General features: G+C 71.2%; 21 protein-coding genes. 12 read left to right on the forward strand and 9 right to left on the reverse strand.

Features of this window, described 5'->3' with window-relative positions:
- The first annotated feature begins 16 nt into the window (after positions 1-16).
- The 6 genes from ndk (at position 17) to proB (ending at position 7,538) form a co-directional block, all read left to right on the forward strand.
- Positions 17-436, forward strand: a complete 420-nt coding sequence (gene ndk, locus AC2IPW_RS09990) for a nucleoside-diphosphate kinase (RefSeq protein WP_003938159.1) — start codon at positions 17-19, stop codon at positions 434-436.
- Between the two features lie 388 nt (positions 437-824).
- On the forward strand, positions 825-3,938 hold the full coding sequence (locus AC2IPW_RS09995; RefSeq protein WP_486376795.1) for a translation initiation factor IF-2 N-terminal domain-containing protein: 3,114 nt from the start codon (positions 825-827) through the stop codon (positions 3,936-3,938).
- 202 nt (positions 3,939-4,140) lie between these two features.
- Positions 4,141-4,452, forward strand: coding sequence for a 50S ribosomal protein L21 (gene rplU, locus AC2IPW_RS10000; RefSeq protein WP_003939076.1), 312 nt, complete (start codon positions 4,141-4,143; stop codon positions 4,450-4,452).
- 36 nt (positions 4,453-4,488) lie between these two features.
- The gene (rpmA, locus tag AC2IPW_RS10005) at positions 4,489-4,752 is read left to right on the forward strand and encodes a 50S ribosomal protein L27 (protein WP_003939075.1); all 264 of its coding nucleotides are present in this window, start codon (positions 4,489-4,491) and stop codon (positions 4,750-4,752) included.
- 200 nt (positions 4,753-4,952) lie between these two features.
- Complete coding sequence (gene obgE, locus AC2IPW_RS10010) at positions 4,953-6,410, forward strand: GTPase ObgE (RefSeq protein ID WP_054374670.1); 1,458 nt, start codon at positions 4,953-4,955, stop codon at positions 6,408-6,410.
- A gap of 27 nt (positions 6,411-6,437) precedes the next feature.
- On the forward strand, positions 6,438-7,538 hold the full coding sequence (gene proB, locus AC2IPW_RS10015) for a glutamate 5-kinase (protein WP_054374671.1): 1,101 nt from the start codon (positions 6,438-6,440) through the stop codon (positions 7,536-7,538).
- Between the two features lie 10 nt (positions 7,539-7,548).
- On the opposite strand, the gene AC2IPW_RS10020 is transcribed toward proB, so the two are convergent.
- From AC2IPW_RS10020 to AC2IPW_RS10045, 6 genes are all read right to left on the reverse strand, one after another.
- Positions 7,549-8,382: an NAD-dependent protein deacetylase gene (locus AC2IPW_RS10020; protein ID WP_054374672.1), complete on the reverse strand. Its 834-nt coding sequence runs from the start codon at positions 8,380-8,382 to the stop codon at positions 7,549-7,551.
- A gap of 21 nt (positions 8,383-8,403) precedes the next feature.
- Positions 8,404-9,339: a D-isomer specific 2-hydroxyacid dehydrogenase family protein gene (locus AC2IPW_RS10025; RefSeq protein ID WP_054374673.1), complete on the reverse strand. Its 936-nt coding sequence runs from the start codon at positions 9,337-9,339 to the stop codon at positions 8,404-8,406.
- Positions 9,340-9,388: 49 nt separating this feature from the next.
- Positions 9,389-9,784, reverse strand: a complete 396-nt coding sequence (locus AC2IPW_RS10030; protein ID WP_003939070.1) for an ectoine synthase — start codon at positions 9,782-9,784, stop codon at positions 9,389-9,391.
- A gap of 56 nt (positions 9,785-9,840) precedes the next feature.
- Entirely contained in the window at positions 9,841-11,121 is a 1,281-nt protein-coding gene (gene ectB, locus AC2IPW_RS10035) for a diaminobutyrate--2-oxoglutarate transaminase (RefSeq protein ID WP_003939069.1), read from the reverse strand.
- 43 nt (positions 11,122-11,164) lie between these two features.
- Entirely contained in the window at positions 11,165-11,698 is a 534-nt protein-coding gene (gene ectA, locus AC2IPW_RS10040) for a diaminobutyrate acetyltransferase (protein WP_486376796.1), read from the reverse strand.
- Positions 11,699-11,839: 141 nt separating this feature from the next.
- Positions 11,840-13,942, reverse strand: a complete 2,103-nt coding sequence (locus tag AC2IPW_RS10045) for a RecQ family ATP-dependent DNA helicase (RefSeq protein WP_432375449.1) — start codon at positions 13,940-13,942, stop codon at positions 11,840-11,842.
- A 405-nt stretch (positions 13,943-14,347) separates the two neighbouring features.
- Here AC2IPW_RS10045 and scpC point away from each other — a divergent pair, with 405 nt between their 5' ends.
- The gene (gene scpC / locus AC2IPW_RS10050; RefSeq protein WP_040784232.1) at positions 14,348-15,901 is read left to right on the forward strand and encodes a succinyl-CoA:acetate CoA-transferase ScpC; all 1,554 of its coding nucleotides are present in this window, start codon (positions 14,348-14,350) and stop codon (positions 15,899-15,901) included.
- 22 nt (positions 15,902-15,923) lie between these two features.
- On the opposite strand, the gene AC2IPW_RS10055 is transcribed toward scpC, so the two are convergent.
- Positions 15,924-16,541 (reverse strand): DUF3515 domain-containing protein, encoded by a 618-nt coding sequence (locus tag AC2IPW_RS10055; protein ID WP_486376797.1) that lies wholly within the window; start codon positions 16,539-16,541, stop codon positions 15,924-15,926.
- A 132-nt stretch (positions 16,542-16,673) separates the two neighbouring features.
- On the opposite strand from AC2IPW_RS10055, the gene AC2IPW_RS10060 reads away from it, so the two are divergent.
- Genes AC2IPW_RS10060 through AC2IPW_RS10070 form a run of 3 tightly spaced genes read left to right on the forward strand, consistent with a single transcriptional unit; the run spans position 16,674 to position 18,878 of the window.
- The gene (locus AC2IPW_RS10060) at positions 16,674-17,651 is read left to right on the forward strand and encodes a thiamine-phosphate kinase (protein ID WP_432375445.1); all 978 of its coding nucleotides are present in this window, start codon (positions 16,674-16,676) and stop codon (positions 17,649-17,651) included.
- 10 nt (positions 17,652-17,661) lie between these two features.
- Positions 17,662-18,183 carry a gamma carbonic anhydrase family protein gene (locus AC2IPW_RS10065; RefSeq protein WP_003939063.1) on the forward strand — a complete coding sequence of 174 codons (522 nt, stop codon included), beginning with the start codon at positions 17,662-17,664 and terminating at the stop codon, positions 18,181-18,183.
- 17 nt (positions 18,184-18,200) lie between these two features.
- Positions 18,201-18,878: a uracil-DNA glycosylase gene (locus AC2IPW_RS10070; protein ID WP_003939062.1), complete on the forward strand. Its 678-nt coding sequence runs from the start codon at positions 18,201-18,203 to the stop codon at positions 18,876-18,878.
- A gap of 11 nt (positions 18,879-18,889) precedes the next feature.
- Here AC2IPW_RS10070 and AC2IPW_RS10075 read toward each other — a convergent pair whose 3' ends face one another.
- Positions 18,890-19,681, reverse strand: a complete 792-nt coding sequence (locus AC2IPW_RS10075) for an enoyl-CoA hydratase-related protein (RefSeq protein ID WP_054374677.1) — start codon at positions 19,679-19,681, stop codon at positions 18,890-18,892.
- 200 nt (positions 19,682-19,881) lie between these two features.
- On the reverse strand, positions 19,882-20,073 hold the full coding sequence (rpmB, locus tag AC2IPW_RS10080) for a 50S ribosomal protein L28 (RefSeq protein ID WP_003939060.1): 192 nt from the start codon (positions 20,071-20,073) through the stop codon (positions 19,882-19,884).
- A 197-nt stretch (positions 20,074-20,270) separates the two neighbouring features.
- Between rpmB and AC2IPW_RS10085 the strand changes: the two genes are divergently transcribed.
- A complete protein-coding gene (locus tag AC2IPW_RS10085; protein ID WP_432375440.1) occupies positions 20,271-21,908 on the forward strand; it encodes a DAK2 domain-containing protein in 1,638 nt (545 codons plus the stop codon).
- A 59-nt stretch (positions 21,909-21,967) separates the two neighbouring features.
- A complete protein-coding gene (gene recG, locus AC2IPW_RS10090) occupies positions 21,968-24,265 on the forward strand; it encodes an ATP-dependent DNA helicase RecG (RefSeq protein ID WP_486376798.1) in 2,298 nt (765 codons plus the stop codon).
- The last annotated feature ends 135 nt before the right edge of the window (positions 24,266-24,400 follow it).

The raw sequence follows: 24,400 nt of genomic DNA on the forward strand, positions 1-24,400 counted from the left end.
CCACTACGCTGTGCGCGTGACTGAGCGGACCCTGGTACTGATCAAGCCCGACGGCGTGGCCCGTCGTCATGTCGGCGAGATCCTCTCGCGCATCGAGCGCAAGGGACTCGACATCGTGGCACTCGAGCTGCGCACCGCCACCGAGGAGGTGGCCGCCGCCCACTACGCCGAGCACGAGGGCAAACCCTTCTATCCCGGCCTGATCGAGTTCATCACCGCGCGGCCGCTGGTCGCGGCGGTCCTCGAGGGGCCCCGGGCCATCGCCGCATTCCGCCAGCTCGCGGGCGGCACCGACCCCGTCGAGAAGGCCGTACCCGGTTCCATCCGCGGTGATCTCGGGCTCGACGCCGGAGAGAACCTGGTGCACGGTTCCGACTCGGTGGAGTCGGCCGAGCGTGAGATCGCTCTGTGGTTCCCGGCCCTCGCCGGGTCCTGATTCATCCGTCGACCTACGTGCCACGGCGCCCTTCGGGGCGCCGTTGGCGTGTTCACGGACCTCTGTGTGGGATACTGAGGTAGGTCGCTCCGCTTCGGAGTGTTGCGGAACGACCGAACGACATCACGGATCGATGCCCGACATCGCTGTGACCGGGGACGCAGGAGACACCTCGCCCGGTTGCACGCTGGATGCACCGGCGCTCGATCCGCGATCCAGCCAGGCACCGCTCGGCCGTGCAGTGAAAACGGGCACCGGACGACCGTGCGATGCGAGACCGCACATCTCGCGCCTCCCGGTGCGAGCCCACACAGACAGCGCCCCCGCGTGGCCGCGTCACATCGCTCGAGACGAGGATGGACGCGCCCGGGGGCCCGAGGAGACCTACGTGGCCGACCAAGCGCCGCCGAACGACACTTCCATCGATGAGGGCACCGTGGTGCTGCCGCCGAAGATGCGCGTGCACGCCCTCGCCAAACTGCTCGGCCTCACGAGCAAGCAGGTCATGGCGAAGGCCGCCGACCTCGGCACCGAATTGCGCAGTGCCCACTCGAGCCTGCAGCGCGACCTCGCCGAACAGATCCGCGCCGCTCTCGGTGCGCCCGCCGAGACCGGCGCGGAAGCCGCACCGGAACCGGTGGGGGAGGTGCCCGAGGTGCCTGCCGAGACCGCCGAGGTTCCCGCCGGAGAGCCGGCCGTCGCGGCGGAGGCCGCGGTCGAGGACACCACCGCTCAGGAACCCGCCGCGCCGCCCGCGGCTCCGACCCTGTTCACCGGCGTGGAACAGGAGACCCCGGTGTTCACCGCGCCGGAACCGAGCGCCGTCGAACCCGTCGTCAGCGCGCCGTTGTTCCTGCAGCCGGAAGTCACCGCCCCCACCGAGGCGGCGCCGCGTCGCCGCCGGTCCCGCCGGGCGGCCGAGGCACCCGAACCCAGCGTCGCCGAGGAGGTCACCGAGGAGACCGCGGCGGCGGAACCGGGCGAGGAGGCCGCCGAAGAGGAGCCGCGCCGTCGCCGTCGTGGCCGACGCGGCCGTGGCCGTGGGCGCGGCGAGCAGGCCGAGACGCCGGAGGAGACCACCCCCGAGGAAACGTCCCCTGCAGAGACCGCCGCCGAGGAGGGCACTGCTCCGGAGAAGGGCGAGGGACCGGAAGCAGAGCCCGAGGCGCCGGCGACGGAAGAGGTCGCGACCGCCGAGCCGAGCGCCGAGCCGACCGAAGGCGAGCAGGCCGAAGGCGAGCAGGCCGAGGGCGAGCAGAAGGAGTCCGAGCAGCGCGAGGGCGAGGAGGAGTCCGCAGAAGGGCCGTCCCGTCGTCGCCGCCGCCGTCGTCGCCGCAAGGGCAGCGCGGACGGCGCCGACACCGCGGTCGAGGACGACTCGGTCCCCACCGTCGTCCACGAACGTGAGCCGCGGTCCAAGACACGCGCCGCCAAGGACGAGGTTCAGGGCATCACCGGTTCCACCCGGCTCGAGGCCAAGCGCCAGCGCCGCCGCGACGGCCGGGACGCAGGCCGCCGTCGGCCGCCCATCCTCACCGAGTCGGAATTCCTCGCCCGCCGCGAGTCCGTCGACCGCGTCATGGTGGTGCGGGAGAAGGCCGGTGACACCGCGAACCCCGGAAACATCACACAGGTCGCGGTCCTCGAGGACGGTGTCCTGGTCGAGCACTTCGTGACCAGCGCCGGCTCCGGTTCGATGGTCGGCAACATCTTCCTCGGCCGCGTCCAGAACGTGCTTCCCTCGATGGAGGCAGCGTTCATCGACATCGGCCGGGGCCGCAACGGCGTCCTCTACGCCGGCGAGGTCAACTGGGAGGCCGCCGGGCTCGGTGGCAACTCGCGCAAGATCGAGCAGGCCCTCAAGCCGGGCGACCGCGTGCTCGTGCAGGTCAGCAAGGACCCGGTCGGGCACAAGGGTGCCAGGCTCACCACGCAGATCAGTCTCGCCGGCCGATTCCTGGTGTACGTGCCGGGCGGCTCGTCGACGGGCATCAGCCGCAAGCTGCCCGACACCGAGCGCAAGCGGCTCAAGGAGATCCTGCGAGAGGTCGTCCCGGCCGAGGCCGGTGTGATCATCCGTACTGCGGCGGAGGGCGTGAGCGAGGACGAACTCGCCCGCGACGTACAGCGCCTGCAGACGCAGTGGGCGTCGATCGAGGAGCAGGCCGCCAAGCTCGAGGCCGACGGTTCGGGACAGCCGAAGACCCTCTACGAAGAGCCCGACCTGCTGGTCAAGGTGATTCGTGACCTGTTCAACGAGGACTTCTCCAAGCTCGTCATCGAGGGTGGGAACGCCTGGAGCACTGTCGAGAACTACATCCGCACCGTCGCCCCGGACATGCTGCCCCGCGTGGAGCGGCACGATTCCGAGTCGGGTGGGCGTGACGTGTTCGCCGCCCACCGCATCGACGAGCAACTCGCCAAGGCGCTCGATCGCAAGGTGTGGCTGCCATCCGGCGGCACTCTCGTCATCGATCGCACCGAGGCGATGACGGTCGTCGACGTCAACACCGGCAAGTTCACCGGCGCCGGGGGCAACCTCGAAGAGACCGTCACGCGCAACAACCTCGAGGCAGCCGAGGAGATCGTGCGGCAGATGCGCCTGCGCGACATCGGCGGCATGATCGTCGTGGACTTCATCGACATGGTGCTCGAGTCGAACCGGGACCTGGTGCTGCGACGCCTGACCGAGGCGCTCGGCCGGGACCGTACCCGTCACCAGGTCTCCGAGGTGACCTCGCTGGGACTCGTGCAGATGACGCGCAAGCGGCTCGGAACGGGGCTCGTGGAGGCGTTCTCCACCACCTGCGAGCACTGCCACGGACGCGGCATCCTCGTGCACAGCGAACCCGTCGAGGTCGCCGCGGCCGAGGACGGTGGCCGGCCCGCGCGCGGCGAGAGCGGCTCCCGTCGCCGCCGCGGCCGTGATCGGGGCACCCAGCCGGAACCGGCGACGACCGAGGCGGCCGTGTCCCAGCCGGCCCCCGAGGCGCCGGTGGTGGATGCGACCGTCAAGCGCGCCCACCCGGTCGCTCTGGCGATGGCCGCGCATCACGGCAACCACGACGAACACCCGACCGAATCCGGAGCCGAGCCGGCGGAGGCAGTTCCGGCAGAGGCAGTTCCGACAGAGGCAGGGCCGACGAAGGCAGGGCCGACGAAGGCAGCGCCGGCGGAGACGCCCACCGAAGCCGTGTCGGCCGAAGCCGCGCCGGCCCCGGTGGCCGAACCGCGCGAGGCGCGGCCGGCCGAAGCGCCGGAGGCCGGCACGCAGCCCGCCGAGCCGGCGCCCCGTCGCCGTCGCCGGGTCTCGCGGGCCGCTGCGGCTCCGACGGGCGACGGCACCGGCACGGTCTTCGTGGTGCCGACACCGGCCCCGGAGCCCGTGGCCGTGGCCACCGCGCCGGCCGGTGACAACGCCGAGCCGGTGACTGTTCGACGGCCACGTCGTCGCCGGGCCGCGGGCCGGCCTGCCGGCCCGCCGGTCGAAGCACAGGCATGAGGTCGAACCGGGCTCGACTGCGGCCGGGCCCGGTTTGACCCTGGCAGTCACCTTCCCGTAATCTTGGTCAGTCGCTACTCGGCGATACGGCCCTGCTGCGCCCGATGCGGGATTGTGGCGGCCCCGAGTCAGCAACCACCAGACCAGTCGCGCTGCACACCGTGGCGCGAGCACGTTCGAACTAGCAAGGGGTAGCCGTCCGATGGCAACGTACGCGATCGTCAAGACCGGCGGTAAGCAGTACAAGGTCGCTGAGGGCGATCTCGTCAAGGTCGAGAAGATCGAGGGTGAGCCCGGCACTGCTGTCTCGCTTGCTCCGGTCCTCGTCGTCGACGGAGCCGAGCTGACCACCGACGCCGACAAGCTGGCGCAGGTCACGGTCACCGGCGAGATCGTCGAGCACACCAAGGGCCCGAAGATCCGCATCCACAAGTTCAAGAACAAGACCGGCTACCACAAGCGCCAGGGTCACCGTCAGAAGCTGACGGTCCTGAAGGTCACCGGCATCAAGTAATTCGGGCTTCCGCTTCAAACCCCAGGAGGGTTCGTCATGGCACACAAGAAGGGTGCATCCAGCTCCCGCAACGGTCGCGATTCGAACGCCAAGCGTCTCGGCGTCAAGCGCTTCGGCGGCCAGGCCGTCAGCGCCGGTGAGATCCTGGTGCGCCAGCGTGGCACCCACTTCCACCCCGGCGTGAACGTCGGTCGTGGCGGCGACGACACGCTCTTCGCGCTCGCTGCCGGTGCCGTCGAGTTCGGTACCAAGCGTGGTCGCAAGACGGTCAACATCGTTCCGGTCGCGGCAGACGCCTGATCTGCCGTCCGAATCGGACACCGCGAAGGTCTCCTTCGCACATACTCCCAGTAGGGGCGGACCAGGGTCGCACACCCGGGTCCGCCCCTACTGTTTTCGGACCATCGGTAACGCGGTGGTCCCGGCACGACTCCGGTGCTCCCGGCACATCGGGAGCACCGGCCGACACAACAGTTCCACCATTCGACGGAGGTCCACCCATGTCCCGCTTCATCGACCGGGTGGTGCTGCACGTCACCGCCGGCAAGGGTGGTAACGGCTGCGCCTCCGTCCACCGGGAGAAGTTCAAGCCGCTCGGCGGCCCCGACGGGGGCAACGGCGGGAACGGTGGCAACGTCGTGCTCGAGGTGGACGAGGGTGTCCACACCCTCCTCGACTTCCACTTCCACCAGCACGCGAAAGCCACGAACGGCACCCAGGGCGCGGGCAGCAACCGCGACGGCGCCAACGGTGGCGACCTCGTGCTGAAGGTGCCCGACGGCACCGTCGTGCTCGACAAGGACGGCCGGATCCTGGCCGACATGGTCGGCGCCGGCACCCGCTTCGTCGCCGCGCACGGCGGCCGCGGAGGTCTCGGCAATGCGGCGCTGGCTTCGAGGGCCCGCAAGGCCCCCGGCTTCGCCCTGCTCGGCGAGGAGGGGGAGGAGCGCGACCTCGTCCTCGAGCTCAAGTCCGTCGCGGACGTCGGGCTGGTCGGGTTCCCGTCCGCGGGCAAGTCGTCCCTGGTGTCGGTGCTCTCCGCGGCGAAGCCGAAGATCGCCGACTATCCGTTCACCACGCTCGTCCCCAACCTCGGAGTCGTGCAGTCGGGCGACACCACGTTCACCGTCGCCGATGTGCCGGGCCTGATCCCCGGTGCCAGCGAGGGCCGCGGGCTCGGCCTGGATTTCCTGCGACACCTCGAGCGGTGCGCTGTGCTGGCCCACGTCGTCGACTGCGCCACGCTCGAGCCGGGTCGCGACCCGATCTCCGACATCGATGCACTCGAGGCCGAGCTGGCCGCCTACCGGCCGGCACTGTCCGGTGACAGCAGCCTGGGCGACCTCGCCGACCGTCCCCGCATCGTCATCCTGAACAAGGCCGACGTGCCCGACGCCGCGGAACTCGCGGACTTCGTCACCCCGGACCTCGAGGAGCGGGGCTGGCCGGTGTTCAGGATCTCCGCCGTCAGCCGGGAAGGCTTGCGGCCACTGACGTTCGCGCTGGCGCGGATGGTGGAGGAGTACCGGAAGGCGCATCCGCCGGCGGCGCCGCGACGGCCCGTCATCCGGCCCGTCGCCGTCGACGAGACCGGGTTCAGCGTCGTTGCCGATCCCGAGACGCCGGGCGGCTTCATCGTGCGCGGCACCCGGCCCGAGCGCTGGGTGCGGCAGACCGCGTTCGACAACGACGAGGCCGTCGGTTACCTCGCGGACCGTCTCGCCCGCCTCGGTGTCGAGGACGAGCTCGTCAAGCAGGGCGCCGAACCGGGCGCGTCCGTCACGATCGGCGACGTCTCCTTCGAGTGGGAGCCGCAGACGCAGGCCGGCGTGGACGTCGTGCCGACCGGCCGCGGCACCGACGCCCGTCTCGACCAGGTCGATCGGGTCGGGGCGGCCGAACGCCGCCACGCCAAGAAGGTACGGCGCGGTCTCGCGACCGACGACGACGAGTTCTGACCACCTCGAACCCAGAAGCAGGAGATCGTGAGCGATACCCGGGAGGCCGTCGCCGGCGCACGCCGCGTCGTGGTGAAGATCGGCTCGTCCGCCATCACCAGCTTGGTCGGCGGACTGGACCGGGACCGCCTCGACCGTCTCGTCGACGCGCTCGAGGGGCGCATGCGCGACGGCTCGGACGTGGTGGTGGTGTCCTCCGGCGCGGTCGGTGCCGGACTCGCTCCGCTCGGCCTGACCGTCCGGCCCCGCGACCTGGCCACCAAGCAGGCGGCGGCCAGCGTCGGGCAGCTCGCCCTCGCCCACGCGTGGGGCACCTCCTTCGCCCGGTACGACCGCACCGTCGGGCAAGTGCTGCTCACTGCCGACGACATCGCGCGACGCACCCAGCATCGCAATGCGCAGCGCACCCTCGACCGGCTGCGCGCGCTGCACGCCGTGCCGGTGGTCAACGAGAACGACACCGTCGCGACCGCCGAGCTGCGGTTCGGTGACAACGACCGTCTCGCCGCGCTCGTCGCGCACCTCGTCGGGGCGGACGCACTGATCCTGCTCTCGGATGTCGACGGCCTCTACGACGGCGATCCCCGCAAGGGCGATGCGCACCTCATCGCGGAGGTGACCAGCCCGGAGGACCTCGACGGCGTCGTCGCCGGGTCCGGGGGCGCCCTCGGCACGGGCGGGATGGCCTCCAAGCTGTCCGCCGCGCGGCTGGCCGCCGACTCGGGCGTGCCGGTGCTGCTCACCGCCGCGTCCCAGGCCGACCGCGCTCTCGGTGCCGCGGATGTGGGGACCGCGTTCGCGCCCCGGCCCGACCGGATGTCCGCGCGGCGATTCTGGGTGCGGCACGCCGCCGACACCCACGGCACCCTGCACCTGGATGCGGGCGCGGTGCGGGCAGTGGTCGAACGGCGCCGCTCGCTGCTCGCGGCAGGCATTACCGGGATGAGCGGGCGCTTCCACGGTGGGGACGTGGTGGCGCTGGTCGGTCCCGACGGTCGGACGGTGGGGCGCGGCGTAGTGGCCTACGATGCCGCCGAACTGGACTGGATGATCGGGTTCTCCACGCAGCAGCTGCCGGCGGACCTGCAGCGGCCGGTGGTGCACGCCGACGACCTCGTGACGCTGTAGGGGCGGGCGCTCACCGGCCTGGGGCGGCGGCCGGCGACCGGGCGGCCAGGGCCGTGAGCACCTCCGAGCACCCGGCGTCGACCTTCACCGTGGCCAGCGCATCGCCCCGGGTGGTCCCGCGGTTGACGATGCCCACGGGTTTGCCGAGTTTCGCGGCGTGCCGCACGAAGCGCAGTCCGGACATCACCGTGAGCGAACTGCCGACCACGAGCAGCGCATCCGCCTCGTCGACGAGCGCGAACGCGCGTTCGACGCGTTCGCGAGGCACCGATTCCCCGAAGTACACGATGTCCGGCTTGAGCATTCCCCCGCACCGCTCGCAGTCCACCGGGCGGAAGCTGCCGGTGTCGTCGACGACCGCGTCGGCGTCCGGTGCGACCTCCAGACCGGTCGTTCCCCGGACCTTGTCGAGGAAGCCCGGATTGGCGGCGGTGAGTTGCTCGGCGAGGGTGAACCGCGAGATCCGGTGATCGCACGCCAGGCAGCGCACCTGGGCGTAGCAGCCGTGCAGGTCGATCACCCGTCGGCTGCCGGCCTTGGTGTGCAGCAGGTCCACGTTCTGGGTGAGCACACCGAGGACGGTGCCGCGCCGTTCGAGCGCGGCGAGGGCACGGTGCCCGGCATTGGGCCGCGCGGAGTCCATGTGCCGCCACCCGACATGGTTGCGCGCCCAGTAGCGGCGCCGGAACTCGGGATCGCCCACGAACTGCTGGTAGGTCATCGGGTTGCGGGGTGGCGCGCCGGGGCTGCGGTAGTCCGGGATGCCGGAATCGGTGGAGATCCCGGCGCCGGTGAGCACGCACAACCGCCGGCCGTCGAGCAGGTGGTGCAGCGGTTCGATCACCCCGTCCAGGGTAGCGGGGAGTCAGTACCCGGCGCTCGGATCGACGACCGCGGCGAGGTCGAGGCCGGCGGCGAAGCGCGTGACGTTCTCGGTCACGTGCTCGGCGAACGCGGGGATGCGCAGCGCCGGGGGATTGGAATCGTGTGGAGTGATCATGGCATTGCGCAGGGACCACAGGGGATGCCCGTCCGGCAGCGGTTCCGGGTCCGTGACGTCCAGGCCGGCGCCCGCGATGACGCGGCGGGTGAGAGCGTCCACCAGCGCGTCGGTGTCGACGAGGCTGCCGCGGGCAACGTTGATCACCCAGGCGGTGGGCTTCATCGCCGCCAGTTCGTCGGCCCCCACCAGCTGCTCGGTCTCTGCCGTGGCCGGAGCGGCGATCACGAAATGATCTGCGCGGGACCATACTTCGTCGATCCGCGCGACGGGGACGGTCTCGACGGCGCCTGGGACGGGACGGCCGCTGCGGGTGACCGCGAGCGCCTGGGCGCCCAGCGCGCCGAGCATGGGGATCAGGGCCCGGCCGATGCCCCCGGCGCCGATGATCCCCACGGTGGCGCCGCGCAGGGTTCCCAGCTGGGGGTAGAACTCGTTCGGCGTCCACGACGTCGCGGCCAGATGGTCGGGCAACGCCCGGACCCCGGCGAGCAGCAGCATGAGCGCATGTTCGGCGACCGTCGCGGCGAACGCACCGGCCGCCGACGTCCACGTCACCTGGGGGTGAGCACGGATGATGCCGGCGTCGAGCCAGTCCTCCACACCGGCGGCGGGGAGCTGGACCCATCGCACCGACGTCGGCAACGCCGCGGGGAACTCGTCCGATGTGCCGGTCCAGACCACCGCGTCCGGGTGGTCGTCGAACCCGCATACGCGACCGCCGCCGGCCCCGATCGCCCGGTCGAACACGATGTCCGGGGCGGGGCCGACGGCGATCCGCGGCTGTCGCTCGTAGGTCATGGATCCGACTCTAGGCGCGAAGGGCCGGCCGGGCACATGCTGCGGGCTCTCAGACGACCTCGACGAGGGGGTACACGCCGTTCTCGTCGTGGACCTCCCGGCCGGTGACCGGCGGGTTGAACACGCAGAACATGCGCATCCGGGTGTCGGGCTCGACCCGGTGCCGCTCGTGGCCGTTCAGCAGGTACATCGTGCCGGGCGCGAGCGGGTACACGGTGCCGGTCTCGAGATCGGTGAGCGTGCCGGTGCCCTCGATGAGCCACACGGCCTCGATGTGGTTGGCGTAGTGGAATTCGTTGACGGTGCCGGCCTCGATCGTGGTCTCGTGGAACGAGAACCCGACCTTGTCGCCGCCGAGCACGATGCGCTTGCTGCGCCAGTTGCCGTTGTCCGACGTGATGTCGCGGTCGGTGCCGGTGATTTCCTCGGTGGTACGGACGATCATGCGCGGGTCCTTCCGGTGCTCGTCTTCTCGTGCGGGGTTCGACGGGTGGCCGGGGCTCAGGCCCGGACCACCGAGGTGGCCTCGCACAGGATGTTCAGGCCGTGCTCGAGCTCGTCGTCGCTGATCGTCAGCGGCGGCAGCAGCTTGACGACTTCGTCGGAGGGGCCGGAGGTCTCCGCGAGCAGGCCCTGCTCGAACGCCAGGGCGCACACCTTCTGCGCGTCGCTCGGCTCGTCGAACACCAGGCCCTGAACCATGCCGCGTCCGCGGGTGGAGACGCCGTCGAACATGTCGGACAGGTTCATGAAGGTCTGCCGGATCCGCTCGCCCTTGCGCAGCGTGTCGCGTTCGAGACGGTCGTCGGCCCAGTAGTGCTGCAGTGCCTTCGCCGCGGTGACGAACGCCGGGTTGTTGCCGCGGAACGTGCCGTTGTGCTCGCCCGGGCCCCACACGTCGAGTTCCCGCTTGAACAGCGTCAGCGCGAGCGGCAGGCCGTACCCGCCGATCGACTTGGACAGGGTCACGATGTCCGGGGTGATCCCGGCGACCTCGAACGAGAAGAACGGGCCGGTGCGGCCGCAGCCCATCTGGACGTCGTCGACGATGAGCAGGATTCCGCGCTCGGAGCACAGGTCCGCGAGGGCGCGCAGCCACTCGGGACGGGCGACGTTCACGCCACCCTCGCCCTGCACGGTCTCGACGATGACGGCCGCCGGGCGGTTCAGGCCGCTGCCGGAGTCGTCGAGCACGCGGGAGAACCAGTGGAAGTCCTCGGTGACGCCGTCGAAGTAGTTGTCGAACGGCATGGGGGTGGCATGCACCAGGGGCACGCCGGCCCCGGCGCGCTTCATCGAGTTGCCCGTCACCGACAGCGCGCCCAGGGTCATTCCGTGGAATGCGTTGGTGAAGTTGATGATCGACTCGCGACCGGTGACCTTGCGGGCGAGCTTGAGGGCTGCCTCGACCGCGTTGGTGCCCGTCGGGCCGGGGAACTGGACCTTGTAGTCGAGGCCACGCGGAGCCAGGATGTGGCTCTCGAACGACTCCAGCAGCTCCCGCTTGGCGGGGGTGGCCATGTCCAGGCCGTGGGTGATGCCGTCGCCCATGATGTAGTCCACGAGCGCGGTCTTCAGGATCGGGTTGTTGTGCCCGTAGTTGAGGGCTCCGGCGCCGGCGAAGAAGTCGAGGTAGTCCTTGCCGTTCTCGTCGCGGATCCACGATCCGGATGCCGTCTCGAACACGGCCGGCCAGCCACGGCTGTAGCTGCGCACCTCGGATTCGAGGTGATCGAAAATGCTGTGCTTGGCGGGGGTTTCGGGGTGCTCCAGAATGGTCATTCCTCGTCCTCCTGCGGCGAATTCGTTTTCGCCGGTCGTGTATTCATTCGCCGATCGTGTAGAGATCCTCGGCCATGTGTGAATCGGGAAAATCCGAAGGGGTGAACAATTCGCTCCGGGTGATGCGCAGCCCGCGTCGACGGGCGAGCGCGGTGAACATCGCGATCGATGCCTCGTTGTCCGGGCTGACCGTCGTCTCGAGCCGGGTCACGCCGGCGTCGGTGAGTCGGTCCCACAGACTGTCGAGCATCCGGCCCGCGACGCCGCGGCCCCGTTGGTCCTGGTCCACGGCGACCTGCCAGACGAACAGCGTGTCCGGTGCGTCCGGGCGTCGGTAGCCGCTGACGAAACCGACCGCCTCGTCGTCACCAGCGGTGGCGACCACCGAGGTCGCCGCGAAGTCGCGGCACCACAGCACGTACGCGTAGCTGGAGTTGACGTCGAGCACTTTCGAATCGCGCGCGATCTGCCACAGGCGAATTCCGTCGGAAATGCGCGGTGCGCGGAAATTCGGCTCGGCCGGTGCCGTTTCGGCAGGCGCGGTGGGCGGGGTACTACTTTGTGTCACAGGCGTCATAAGCGGTCTCGAACCTAACAACTTCGCGGACGGGAATCACCCGTCTTGTCGGGATCCGTCCCCGGGTACCCCGCCTCTGTGCAGGTGAGACATCGATGTGAGAAGCGTCACTTCGCGTAGCGCCGGGGTGGAGCGCAGCGATTATTTCGGGCTCGCCAGAGCCAGCGGGAGCACCGCGGACGCACCGGCGTGGATCAGGGTCCGTGCCGCCATCGTCAGCGTCCAGCCGGTGTCGGTGACCGCGTCGACGAGCAGGACCGGCCCCGGGTTTCCGTGGAGGTCGGGGCTCTCCCACGCGTCCACGAGGCCGGCGATCCGGTACGCCGAGTTCGCCGCCGTCACCGGGGGCCGGCCGGGCCGGGCACGTAGCACGCCGAGGTCCTCGAGCCGGCCGAGCTGCGCCAGCCGCGTCGCGAGGGAACCGACCAGCAGGGGCCGGGTCGCCGACTCCAAGGCCATCACCGCGGTCGGCCGGTGCGACCAGTCCCACGCCCTGAGCACGTCCACGGCGGCCTGCACGACCGCATCGGGCACCGGCGCGTCGGGGCCGTCCAGCAGTGCCCGCAGCCGCGGTCCCCATCCCAGGTCCGACAGCCGGCCGAGCACCCGCCCCGGCTCGGGCCCGTCGGTGATCTTTCCGGACAGTGCCACGCCGAGCTTGGTCATCCCGGTCGGCCACTGCCGCCGCGGCGGCAGGTCCACCCCCGGCCGGTCCAGCCGGGCCCGTACCCGGCCCAGCTCGGTGTCGTCGACGTCCGCCGACCACCGGGCCCCGCAGCAGTTGTCGCACCGACCGCAGCCCGCGGTCTCGGATGTCAGGCCGGGATCGTCGAGCTGGGTGCGCAGGAACACCATCCGGCACCCGGTGGTCCGCTCGTACTCGAGCATCGCCTCCTGCTCGGCCGCACGCGCCTGCTCGAGCTTGGCGTACCGGTCGGCGTCGTACTCCCAGGGCGCGCCGGTGGCGATCCAGCCGCCCTTGACCCGGCGCACCGCGCCGTCCACGTCGAGGACCTTGAGCACCATCTCCAGCCGGGACCGGGTGAGGTCGACCAGCGGTTCGAGGGCCTGCGTGGACTGCGGCCGCTCCGGCTCGAGCACCTCGATCACCCGCCGCACCACATCCTCCCGCGGGAAGGCCACCGACGCGAACCAGCTCCAGATCTGCCGGTCCTCGGGCCCCGGAAGCAGGATCACCTCCGCGCGCTCGGTCGCGCGCCCCGCCCGCCCGACCTGCTGGTAGTAGGAGATGGGCGACGACGGGGCTCCCAGGTGCACGACGAACCCGAGATCGGGTTTGTCGAAGCCCATGCCCAGCGCCGAGGTGGCGATCAGTGCCTTGACCCGGTCGCCGAGCAGGTCCGCCTCGAGCTGTTCCCGCTCGGCCGGGTCCGACTGGCCCGTGTACGCCGCGACGGTGTGACCGTGCTCGGACAGCAGCGCGGCCAGGTCGTGCGCGGCCGACACGGTGAGGGTGTAGACGATCCCGGACCCCGGCAGCTCGTCGAGGTGCTGGGCGAGCCATGCCGCTCGCCGGGCGGGCTCGTCGATCCGCAGAACCGACAGGTGCAGCGACGGCCGGTCGAGGCCCCCGCGCAGGACCAGGGTCTCGCCCCGGCCCTCCCCGACGCCGAGTTGTGCCGCCACGTCCGCCACGACGCGGTCGTTCGCGGTCGCGGTGGTCGCGAGCACCGGGATGCCCTCGCCGAGGTCGGCGACGAGGGTGCGGATACGCCGGTAGTCGGGGCGGAAGTCGTGGCCCCAGTCGGAGACGCAGTGCGCCTCGTCGACCACCACCAGCCCGGCGTCGCGGGCGAGCGACGGCAGCACCTGGTCGCGGAAGTCCGGATTGTTCAGTCGCTCCGGGCTGACGAGCAGCACGTCCACTGCGCCGTCGGCGACCTGCCGGTGGATCTCCTCCCACTCGGTGACGTTGCCGGAGTTGATCGTGGCGGCGCGGACACCCGCGCGCTGCGCCGCCTCGACCTGGTTGCGCATCAGGGCCAGGAGGGGAGAGACGATCACGGTCGGCCCGTGCCCGCGGGCGCGGAGCAATTTGGCGGAGATGAAGTAGACCGCCGACTTGCCCCACCCTGTGCGCTGGACGACCAGCGCTCGACGGCGATGCACCACCAGTGCCTCGATGGCAATCCACTGGTCCTCGCGCAACCGGGCCCCGGGTCCGGCGAGGTCGCGGAGCAGTCGTTCGGCGTCGTCGCGCAGATCCGTGGTGGCGGTGCTCATGGAACCCATCGTGCCGGACGGTCACGACATCGTGGCGCGGGCGAGGCCGGCGGTGGCGTCCGATTCGGGGACGAACGTGCCCGGTTCCGCGACGAACGGGGTCGTTTCGTCGGCGAACGAACCGTCGGGCCGGTCGCGGAACCGCGTCCCGTCCCCGCGCCGGCACGGGGACGCCGATCGAGTCGGGATCGTCGGCGTCGCAACCGGCCGGAGTCGGGCCCGCTGCGGTCCCGATGGTCGGACCCGCTGCGCGACAGTTGCTTTCGGATGCCGATGCAGGGGAGATGTTGGGCCGTGCGGAGTCGGCCGGACGGTATGCGGTGGGGGAGTGGTCCGCGCCCCATCCGGTCGATCGCTGTGACGGAGGCTTCGTCGGCCGCCGCGCGTGCTCGTACCCTGTTCGCTATGCAGACGCAGTTCCTCCGCCCCGCATCCGACTCCGCTCCGAGCCGAATCGACCACCCGGCGTTCCGGCAGAAGGTCGTATCTGCGGAGGAAGCCGTCCGCTGGATCCAGCCCGGCCACACCGTCGCCATCAGCGGCTTCGCCAGCGCCGGCACACCGAAGGCGATCACCCCGGCGCTCGCGGAACGCATCGGCGCTGCCCGCGCCGCCGGCACCGACTTCACGGTCAACCTCCTCACCGGCGCGTCGGTCTCCGCCGAGACCGAGCGGATGCTGTCCGAGGTGGCCGGCATCTCCCTGCGGATGCCGTACCAGGCCGAACCCACCGCCCGCCGCAACATCAACAGCGGCCGGATGGACTACGTGGACATCCACCTGTCCCACGTCGCCCAGCAGGTCTGGGAGGGCTACTACGGGCACGTCGACGTCGCGGTCGTCGAGGTCTCCGGCGTGACCGAGACCGGTGAACTGATCCCGTCCGCGTCGATCGGCAACAACAAGACCTGGCTCGACGTCGCGGAGAAGGTGATTCTCGAGGTCAACTCGTGGGTTCCGGCCGCGATGACGGGCATCCACGACGTGTACTACGGCACCGCCCTGCCGCCGCACCGTAAGCCGATCATGCTCACCGATGTCGAGGATCGTATCGGCCAGAGCACCTTCCGCGTCGACCCCGACAAGGTCGTCGCGGTCGTCGAGACGCACGCGCGCGACAGCGCCAGCCCGCTGACCCCGCCGGACGCGGTGAGCCGGGCGATCGCCGCGCACGTGCTCGACTTCTTCGAGCACGAGGTCTCCCGCGGACGGCTGCCGGCGGATTCGCTCCTGCCGCTCCAGTCCGGCATCGGCAACGTGGCCAACGCGGTCCTCCAGGGTCTCGACGCCGGACCCCACAAGGGGCTGACCTGCTACTCCGAGGTCATCCAGGACGGCATGCTGCACCTGATCAAGCACGGCACGGTCCGCTTCGCGTCCGCCACGTCGCTGGCGTTGAGCGAGGCCGGGATCGACGAGCTGGTGTCCAACATCGACTTCTACCGCGAGCACATCGTGCTGCGTCCGCAGGAGATCAGCAACCATCCCGAGATCGTGCGTCGCCTGGGCATCATCGCCATGAACGGCATGCTCGAGGCCGACATCTACGGCAACGTCAACTCCACCCACGTCATGGGCACCAAGATCATGAACGGGATCGGGGGATCCGGGGACTTCGCCCGCAACGGCTACTTGTCGATGTTCCTGAGCCCGTCCACCGCGAAGGGGGGCAGCATCTCGTCGATCGTGCCGATGGTGCCGCACGTGGACCACACCGAACACGACGTGCAGGTCCTCGTCACCGAACAGGGGCTTGCGGACCTGCGTGGGCTGTCGCCGCGGCGGCGGGCACGGGTCGTCGTCGACAACTGCGCCCATCCGGACTACCGGGACATGTTGCACGACTACGTCGACCGGGCCGAGGCCGTGCCGGATGCGGGACACACCCCGCATCTGCTCGGCGAGTCACTGTCCTTCCATCAGCGTTTCCTGCAGACGGGATCCATGCTGGCGCAGTGAATCCCGTGGGTCGCCGGCCGCGTCAGCCGCCGGCGACCGGCGCGGGATCGATCGGCTGCTGGGGCAACGACTGCGTGATCGCCGCCGAAACCGTCTGCAGCGGAGTCGGACCTGAACCGTTGGGCACCGTCAGCGCCACGTACACCGGCCGGTCCACGACGAACCACGTGCTCGCGTCGATGCCCTCCGCGGCGCCGGACACCTCGAACCACTGGACGCCGTCGACCACCTGCAGCGCCGCCGCCTGATCGAACTCCGCGGGCCGCTCCAGCCCGCACCGCAGCACCACCGGCTCGCCCTCGACGGGCTGCCACGCCGCGGCGCCCGCGGGGGCCGGGTCCGTCAGCTCCGCGCGGCGGAGGTCGCCGACCTCCTCGGGCAGCGACTCCAGCAGTGCCGCGCACTCCGGTGACTCGGCCTGCGGCGCCACCACCGGTCCGAGCGCCACGGGCGCCAGTTCCGGGGTGCGGTTCGCCAGCACCGCCGCCACCACGATGCCGATCAGCAATGCCACCGGCAGTGCGACGGCCGTGGCGACCAGCGCGGGGCTGCGGCGGTGCTCGTCGTCACCGGAAGTGCCGTCGGGGGAAGTGCCGTCGGGAACGGGATGGGGGTCGGGGGAGGGCGTCGGCTCGGTCATCGTCTCTCGGGAATCGGGAACGGTAGCGTGGTCGAAACTACCGTGTCCGCCGAAGCCGGTGGCCCTCCGACCTACGAACGGGAGCGCAGCGTCCCAGTGCCCGAAGTTCCTCCAGTGCCCGGTGTCTCTCCCATGCCCGGTGTCTCGCCAGGGGCCCCCCGTACCGGTCCCACCGTCGCCGACCTCGGCGAGTTCCCCGTGATCGACCGCGCGGTCGCCGGACGCCGCCAGCCCCCCACCACCCTCGTCGGGCCGGGGCACGACGCGGCCCTCGTCGCCGCCGCCGACGGACGGGTCGCCGTCTCCACCGACATGCTCGTCGAGGGCCGGCACTTCCGGCTCGACTGGTCGACGCCGCACGAGGTCGGACGCAAAGCCGTTGCCCAGAACGGTGCCGACGTCGCGGCGATGGGCGCCCGCCCCACCGCCTTCCTCGTCGGGCTCGGCTGCCCACCGGACACCCCGGTCGGCGTGCTCGACGGCGTCTCCGCCGGCATCGGCGAGGCCGCGGAGGCGCTCGGCGCCGGCGTCGTCGGCGGCGACCTGGTGCAGGCGTCGCAACTGATCGTCGCGGTGACCGTCCTCGGCGACCTCGGGGGGAACGCGCCCCTCCTGCGGTCCGCGGCCCGACCCGGCGACATCGTCGCGCTGGCCGGTTCCACCGGGCGTTCCGCCGCCGGACTGGCCGTCCTCACCGCCGGACTCGCCGGTCACCCGGACCTGGTGGCTGCCCACAAGGTGCCGTCGCCCCCGTACGCCGCGGGCCCCGCCGCAGCCGCCGCCGGTGCCCATGCTGCGACCGACATCTCCGACGGCCTGCTCGCCGACCTCGGGCACATCGCCGCCGCGTCCGGCGTCGCGATCGACGTCTCGCGCGAGCTGCTCGAGCCCGGCCCCGGGCTGCGGTCCGCCGCCGCGGACCTCGGCGCCGACGTGTGGGAGTGGGTGCTCACCGGCGGCGAGGACCACGCCCTGGCCGCGTGCTTTCCACCGGACGCGCCGCTCCCCACGGGCTGGCGTCCCGTCGGTACGGTGCGTGCGGGCGGCGGCGTCACCGTCGACGGTCACGACCGGCCGGGTCCCGGCGGCTGGCAGAGCTTCTCGAGATAGGTTTCAGGACATGGCTGTGTATGCGCTCGGCGACCGTGTGCCCGATATCCATCCCGACGCCTGGGTCCATCCCGATGCGGTGGTCATCGGCGACGTCACCCTCGGTGCCCGCGCCTCGGTGTGGCCCACCGCGGTCCTGCGCGGCGACTACGGCCGGATCGTCGTCGGCGCCGAGAGCAACATCCAGGACGGGACGATCATCCACTGCACCGCCGTGGACGCCACCGTCATCGGCGCGGGAACCGTCGTCGGCCACAACGCCCACATCGAGGGCTCCACCATCGGCGACGGCTGCCTGATCGGTTCCGGCTCGCTCGTGCTCAACGGCTCCGTCGTCGGCGACGGGGCGATCGTCGCGGCCGGCGCGCTCGTGGCCCCCCGCTTCCAAGTCCCGCCGCGCTCGATGGCGATGGGTGTGCCGGCGAAGGTCCGGGACGGATACGAGGTGCCGGAGGGGCACATCGATGCCAACGCCAAGATGTACGCGGCGAACGCCGAGTACTACCGCGGCGCGCTGCGGCGGATCGACTAGAAGGACCGGTCACCCCGATGGCTGTACGACCCCTGCCGGAGATCGTCGAGGAGGGCTGGGCGCGGGCACTGGCCCCCGTCGCCGACGACATCGCCGCGATGGGTGACTTCCTGCGCGCCGAGAACGCCGCCGGACGCGGCTACCTGCCCACCGGCGCGAACGTGCTGCGAGCCTTCACCCAGCCGTTCGACCGGGTGAAGGTCCTCGTCGTCGGCCAGGACCCGTACCCGACGCCGGGGCACGCCGTCGGGCTGAGCTTCTCCGTCGCACCGGACGTACGACCGGTGCCGCGCAGCCTGGCCAACATCTACCGCGAGTACAGCGACGACCTCGGCCTGCCGACACCACCGAACGGCGACCTCACGCCGTGGTCGGCACAGGGGGTGCTGCTGCTCAACCGCGTCCTGACGGTGCAGCCGGGGCAGCCCGCGTCGCACCGGGGCAAAGGCTGGGAGCGCGTGACCGAGCAGGCGATCCGGGCGCTCGTCGCGCGTACGGCGCCGCTCGTCGCGATCCTGTGGGGTCGGGACGCGGCCACACTCGAGCCGATGCTCGGCGACGTGCCCACCGTGAAGTCGGCGCACCCGTCTCCGTTGTCGGCCTCCCGCGGGTTCTTCGGGTCCCGCCCCTTCAGCCGTGCGAACGCGCTGCTGGCCGATCAAGGCGGGGACCCGGTGGACTGGCGCCTGGCCTGACCGGGTGCGGTTCAGCCCCGGTGGATCGACTCGAAGTCGGGACGCCGCTTCTCGACGAACGCGTCGACACCCTCGATACCCGTAGGGGTGGTGGCCGCCGCGGAGATCGCGTCGGCCTCCGCGTCGAGCTGCTCGGACAACGACCGTCCCATGGAATCGGCCACCAGTCGCCGGATGCCGGCGTAGGCGGCGGTGGGACCGTTCGCGAGGGTGCGAGCCACCCGCATCGCCTCGCCCTGCACCTCGTCGTCGGCGACGAGGCGGCTGAGCACCCCGAGTCGCACGGCCTCGTCGGCGTTCAGGACACAGTCGGTCAGGATGATCTCCCGCGCGCGGGCGACCCCCACGATGCGCGGCAGGGTCCACGACATCCCGCCGTCGGGTGTGAACCCGATCGACGGGTACGCCGGACGCAGCTTCGTCGAGGGACCGCCGAGCGCGATGTCGGCGTGCAGCACGATGCTCATGCCCGCGCCCGCCGCCCAGCCCTGGACCGCGGCCACCACTGGCATGCGAGCCGCGTCGAGGGCACGGACGAAGTCGTGGAACAGGCGTGCGACGTCGCCGACGAACTCGCCGCGGTCCGGCGCGGTGGCGAACGCACGGACGTCGCCGCCCGCGCAGAAGTTGGCGCCCTCACCGACGAGCAGGACGGCGCCGGCATCGGCTCCGGCGGTTCGCAGGGCCTCGATGCCCTGGGTCATGCCCGTGGGGGAGAGGGAGGTGCCACGCTCGGCGGTCGCCACGGCGATGCGCAGCACGCCGTCCTCGATACGGACGTGGGACAGTACTGATTCGGTCACCCGGGCACCCTACCGGTCGCCCCCAGGGGCGGTGCGAGCCCGTCCCGACGGTGCAGGCGAGTCCTTCGCGACGGTGCATGCGAGTCCGTCGCAGCTGTCGAGGCGAGTCCGTCGCGGCTGTCGATGCGAGTCCGTCGCGACGGGGACCGAACGCGACGAGGCCCCGGCGTCGCAACGCCGGGGCCTCGTCGAACCGGGTATCAGCCGCGGACGACCTTGCCTGCCTTGAGGCAGGAGGTGCACACGTTGACCTTGCGCGTGTTGCCCGGGGCAACCTGAGCGCGAACGCTCTGGATGTTCGGGTTCCAACGACGGTTGGTACGCCGGTGCGAGTGCGAGACCGACTTACCGAAGCCGGGGCCCTTGGCGCATACGTCGCAGACGGCAGCCATAGTCGCGAACTCCTTGGTGAGTAGTGGATATTTTCGTGTCTTCGTCGGCCTGCGAACACGAGAAGGCGTCCGCCACCCGTGCGAGGCAACCCTGCAAGCGTAGCGGGTGGGGGTGGCAATGGCCAAACCGGCCGTCCGGCGGGCACACCGTTACCCTTGCGTCACCGTTGCGTGGTGGTCGAAGAGGGGGGAAGCAGGTGCTCGAGGTCGGGGAGGCAGTCGACGGGACCGCCCTGCGCAGATGGGTGGATCTGGGGTTGCGGGTCCTCGCCGAGCGCCGCGACGAGATCAACAGCCTCAACGTCTTCCCCGTCCCCGACGGCGATACCGGTACCAACCTGCTCGTCACCCTGCGCTCCGCGGCAGCGGAACTCGACACCTCCGCGGCCGACGCCGACGATGTCGCCACGATCGTCGGCGCCTTGGCGCGCGGCGCGTTCCACGGCGCCCGCGGCAACTCCGGGGTCATCCTCGCCCAGATGCTGCGGGGCCTGGCCGACGCCCTCGACGGCGCCGTCGTGGTCGACGCCACCGAACTCGGACGTGCCTGGTGTCATGCCGCCGACCTCGTCACCGGTGCCCTGAGCTGCCCCGCCGAGGGCACGATCGTCAGTGTGCTGCACGCGGCCGCCGACGGCGCGCACGCCGCCGGCGGGTCCGGTTCGCTCGTGACGGTGGCGACCGCAGCCGCCGACGCCGCCGCCGAGGCCGTGCAACGCACCACGGCACAGCTCGACGTGCTGGCCGAGGCCGGGGTCGTCGATGCCGGTGGGCTCGGTCTGCTCCTGCTGCTCGACGCGTTCGTCGAGACGGTCTCCGGCCGACGTCCGGACCGGGCGCCGATCGCGACGTCGCGGCCCGGCGCCCCCGCCCGGCATGTCGGGCACGACGGGCACGGCCTCCGCGACGACGGCCAGGACTTCGAGGTCATGTACTTCGTCGAGGACTCCGACACCACCCGCATGGACGTCCTGCGAACCCGCCTCGACGCGCTGGGGGACTCGGTCGCCGTGGTCGGTGACGGCGCCGGCACCTGGTCCGTGCACGTGCACTGCTGCGACGCGGGCGCCGCCGTCGAGGCGGGCCTGGAGGCCGGGCGCCTCCACCAGGTCACCGTCACGTGCTTCGCGCTGGAGGCCCAGCAGCGGATCGGCGTCGATCCGGTCGGTTCCGGTGCCGGAACCCGCTCGGTGCTTGCCGTCGTGGCCGGCGACGGAGCGGCCGAGCTGTTCGAAGCCGAGGGTGCGGCGATCGTGCGAGCGGACGATCCGATCACCCGCCGGCATCTGCTCGACGCGATCCGCCGGCTGGGCAGCCGCGACGTGATGGTCCTGCCCAACGGTGCGCTGCCCGCCCAGGAACTCGTCGCCGTGGGTGCGGCGGCTCGCGACCACCGGCGTGAGGTGATGTTCCTGCCCTGCTCGTCGATGGTGCAGGGGCTGGCGTCGCTCGCGGTGCACGACCCGGGCCGCGATTCCGCCGACGACGCCTTCGCCATGTCCGAGGCGGCCGCGGCGACGCGGTGGGGCTCGTTGCGCATCGCGAACGAACGCGCCCTGACGTGGGTGGGAACCTGCGAGCCGGGGCACAGCCTGGGCCTGTCCGGTCACGATGTCGTAGTCATCGAGCATGATCTGGTGACGGCGGGAGCGTCGCTGCTCGACAAGGTGCTCGCCGCGGGCGGAGAGCTCGTGACGATGCTCGTCGGCCTCGACGCCCCCGACGGACTCGCCGAACAGCTGACCCGGCACGTCAACGACCGCCACCCCGAGGTGGAGGTGCTGGTGTACCACGGAGGGCAGCGCAGCGACCTGCTGCAGCTCGGCGTGGAATAGCCGGCACAGGAACAGTCGGACACCGGATACCGGTGTCGATCGGAGCGGAGAGGACGGCAGTGGCGACACTCGCGGACCGACTCGATCATCTTCTCGGCCGCAAGACCGCGGATGCACTCGCCGATTCGTTCGGCATGACCACCGTCGAGGACCTGCTGCGCCACTACCCCCACCGGTATGCCACCCAGGGCGCCGAACTCGGCGACGCGCAACCGGTCGAGGGCCAGCACGTGACGATCATCGCGCGGGTGGCCAAGGCCGACGAGGTGCGGATGAAGAGCCGCCCCGGTACCCGTCTCGCTGTCGTGCTCGAATCGGACCGGCAGAAGATCGACGTGACCTTCTTCAACCCGCACAAGGTCAAGTACAACATCAAGCCCGGGGTGCGCGGCATGTTCTCCGGCACCGTCAAGTATTTCCGCGACAAGTGGAGCTTGGCCCACCCGAGCTACATCATCCTGCCCGAGCCCCGCGGCCCCGAGATCGGCGGCGCGGCCCCGCGGCCCGCCCGGGTCCGCGGCGCCGGCGCCCTCGCGGGGATGGCCCGCAGCGCCCAGGGCGACGGCGGCATCGACATGTCCATCTTCGACCGGGCCCTCATCCCCATGTATCCCGCCACCCGCGACGTCGAATCGTGGACCGTGATGCGATGCGTGCGGCAGATCCTCGACCAGCTCGAGACCGTCGACGACCCGCTGCCCGACTGGGTGCGGCGCGAACACGGTCTGATCGGGCTGGACGAGGCGCTGCGCCGCATCCACCTGCCCGACGACCGGGACGACGTCACCGCCGCCCGCGAGCGCCTGCGTTTCGACGAGGCCGCGGCGGTGCAGCTCGTGCTCGCCCGGCGCCGCCACGACGTCGCGGTGCGCACCGCCCCGGCGTGCCCGCGCCGCAGTGGCGGTATCGCCGACGAGTTCGATCGCCGGCTGCCGTTCGAGCTGACCGCCGGCCAGCTCGCCGTCGCCGACGAGATCGCGGCCGATCTCGCGGGCGACCATCCGATGAACCGGTTGCTGCAGGGCGAGGTCGGTTCGGGCAAGACGATCGTGGCGCTGCGGGCCATGCTGCAGGTCATCGACGCGGGGCACCAGTGCGCGCTGCTCGCTCCGACCGAGGTCCTCGCCGCCCAGCATGCGCGGTCGCTGACGAAGATGCTCGGCGACCTCGCCGCGGCGGGTGAACTCGGCGCCCACGAGCTGGCCACGAAGGTCACCCTCGTGACGGGATCGATGGGCACGGCCCGCAAACGGCAGGCCCTGCTCGACGTCGTGAGCGGCGAATCCGGTCTCGTGATCGGCACCCACGCGCTGATCCAGCAGGGTGTGGAGTTCCACGACCTCGGTCTCGTCGTCGTCGACGAACAACACCGCTTCGGGGTGGAGCAGCGCGACGTGCTGCGCAACCGCGGCCGCGACGGTGCCAGCCCGCACGTGCTGGTGATGACGGCGACCCCGATCCCGCGCACCATCGCGATGACCGTCCTCGGCGACCTCGAGGTGTCCACATTGCGGGAACTGCCTCGCGGCCGGTCGCCCATCACCAGCCGGGTCGTGCCGGCGAAGGTGCATCCGAGCTGGGTGGCGCGCGCGTGGGAACGCATCGGCGAGGAGGTCGCGGCGGGCCGGCAGGCGTATGTGGTGTGCTCGCGCATCGGCGACGGCGACAGCGACGAGGACGCCGACCTCGTCGACGTCGACGAGGCGGAGACGACCGGTGGGCGCAGGGGAAAGGGCGCGCCTCCCGAGACGAAGTCGGTGCTCCAGCAGTTCGACGAGCTCGCCGGCGGGCCGCTCGCTCACCTGCGGGTCGGGCTGCTGCACGGGCGCCTGCCCGCCGACGAGAAGGACGCGGTGATGCGTGACTTCGCCGCGGGCGACATCGACGTGCTGGTGTGCACCACCGTCGTCGAAGTGGGCGTGGATGTGCCCAACGCGACGGTGATGGTCATCGTGGATGCCGACCGCTTCGGGGTCAGCCAGTTGCATCAGCTCCGCGGCCGGGTGGGCCGGGGCGGACATGCCGGGCTCTGCCTGCTGGTGACCGATTCCAAGCCGGGCGCGCCCGCCATGGCCCGACTCGAGGCCGTCGCCGCGACCACCGACGGATTCGCGCTCGCTCAGCTGGACCTGCAGCAGCGTCGCGAGGGTGACGTGCTCGGCGTCGCCCAGTCGGGTACCACGTCGACGCTGCGGATGCTCTCGCTCGTCGACGACGTCGAGGTCATCTCGGCCGCGCAGGCCTTCGCGCGGGCAGTGACCGACCTGGATCCGCGGCTCGAGGAGCACCCCGGTCTTGCCCGCATGGTCTCGGCCGCGCTCGACACCGAACGGGTCGCGTACCTCGAGAAGTCGTGAGGTTACGTTTCGCGCACATCGAGGGCCGCGCCCGCGTGAGGTGACGGCGGACCCGTCCTCCGTGTTTCCGGCGCGTTAAGGATCTCTCGACCTGCATCGTTTCAGTCGGACAAAGACTGCCGTCCGTCTCACGAT

The sequence above is a fragment of the Rhodococcus sp. NS-SX18 genome (genome assembly GCF_057367935.1).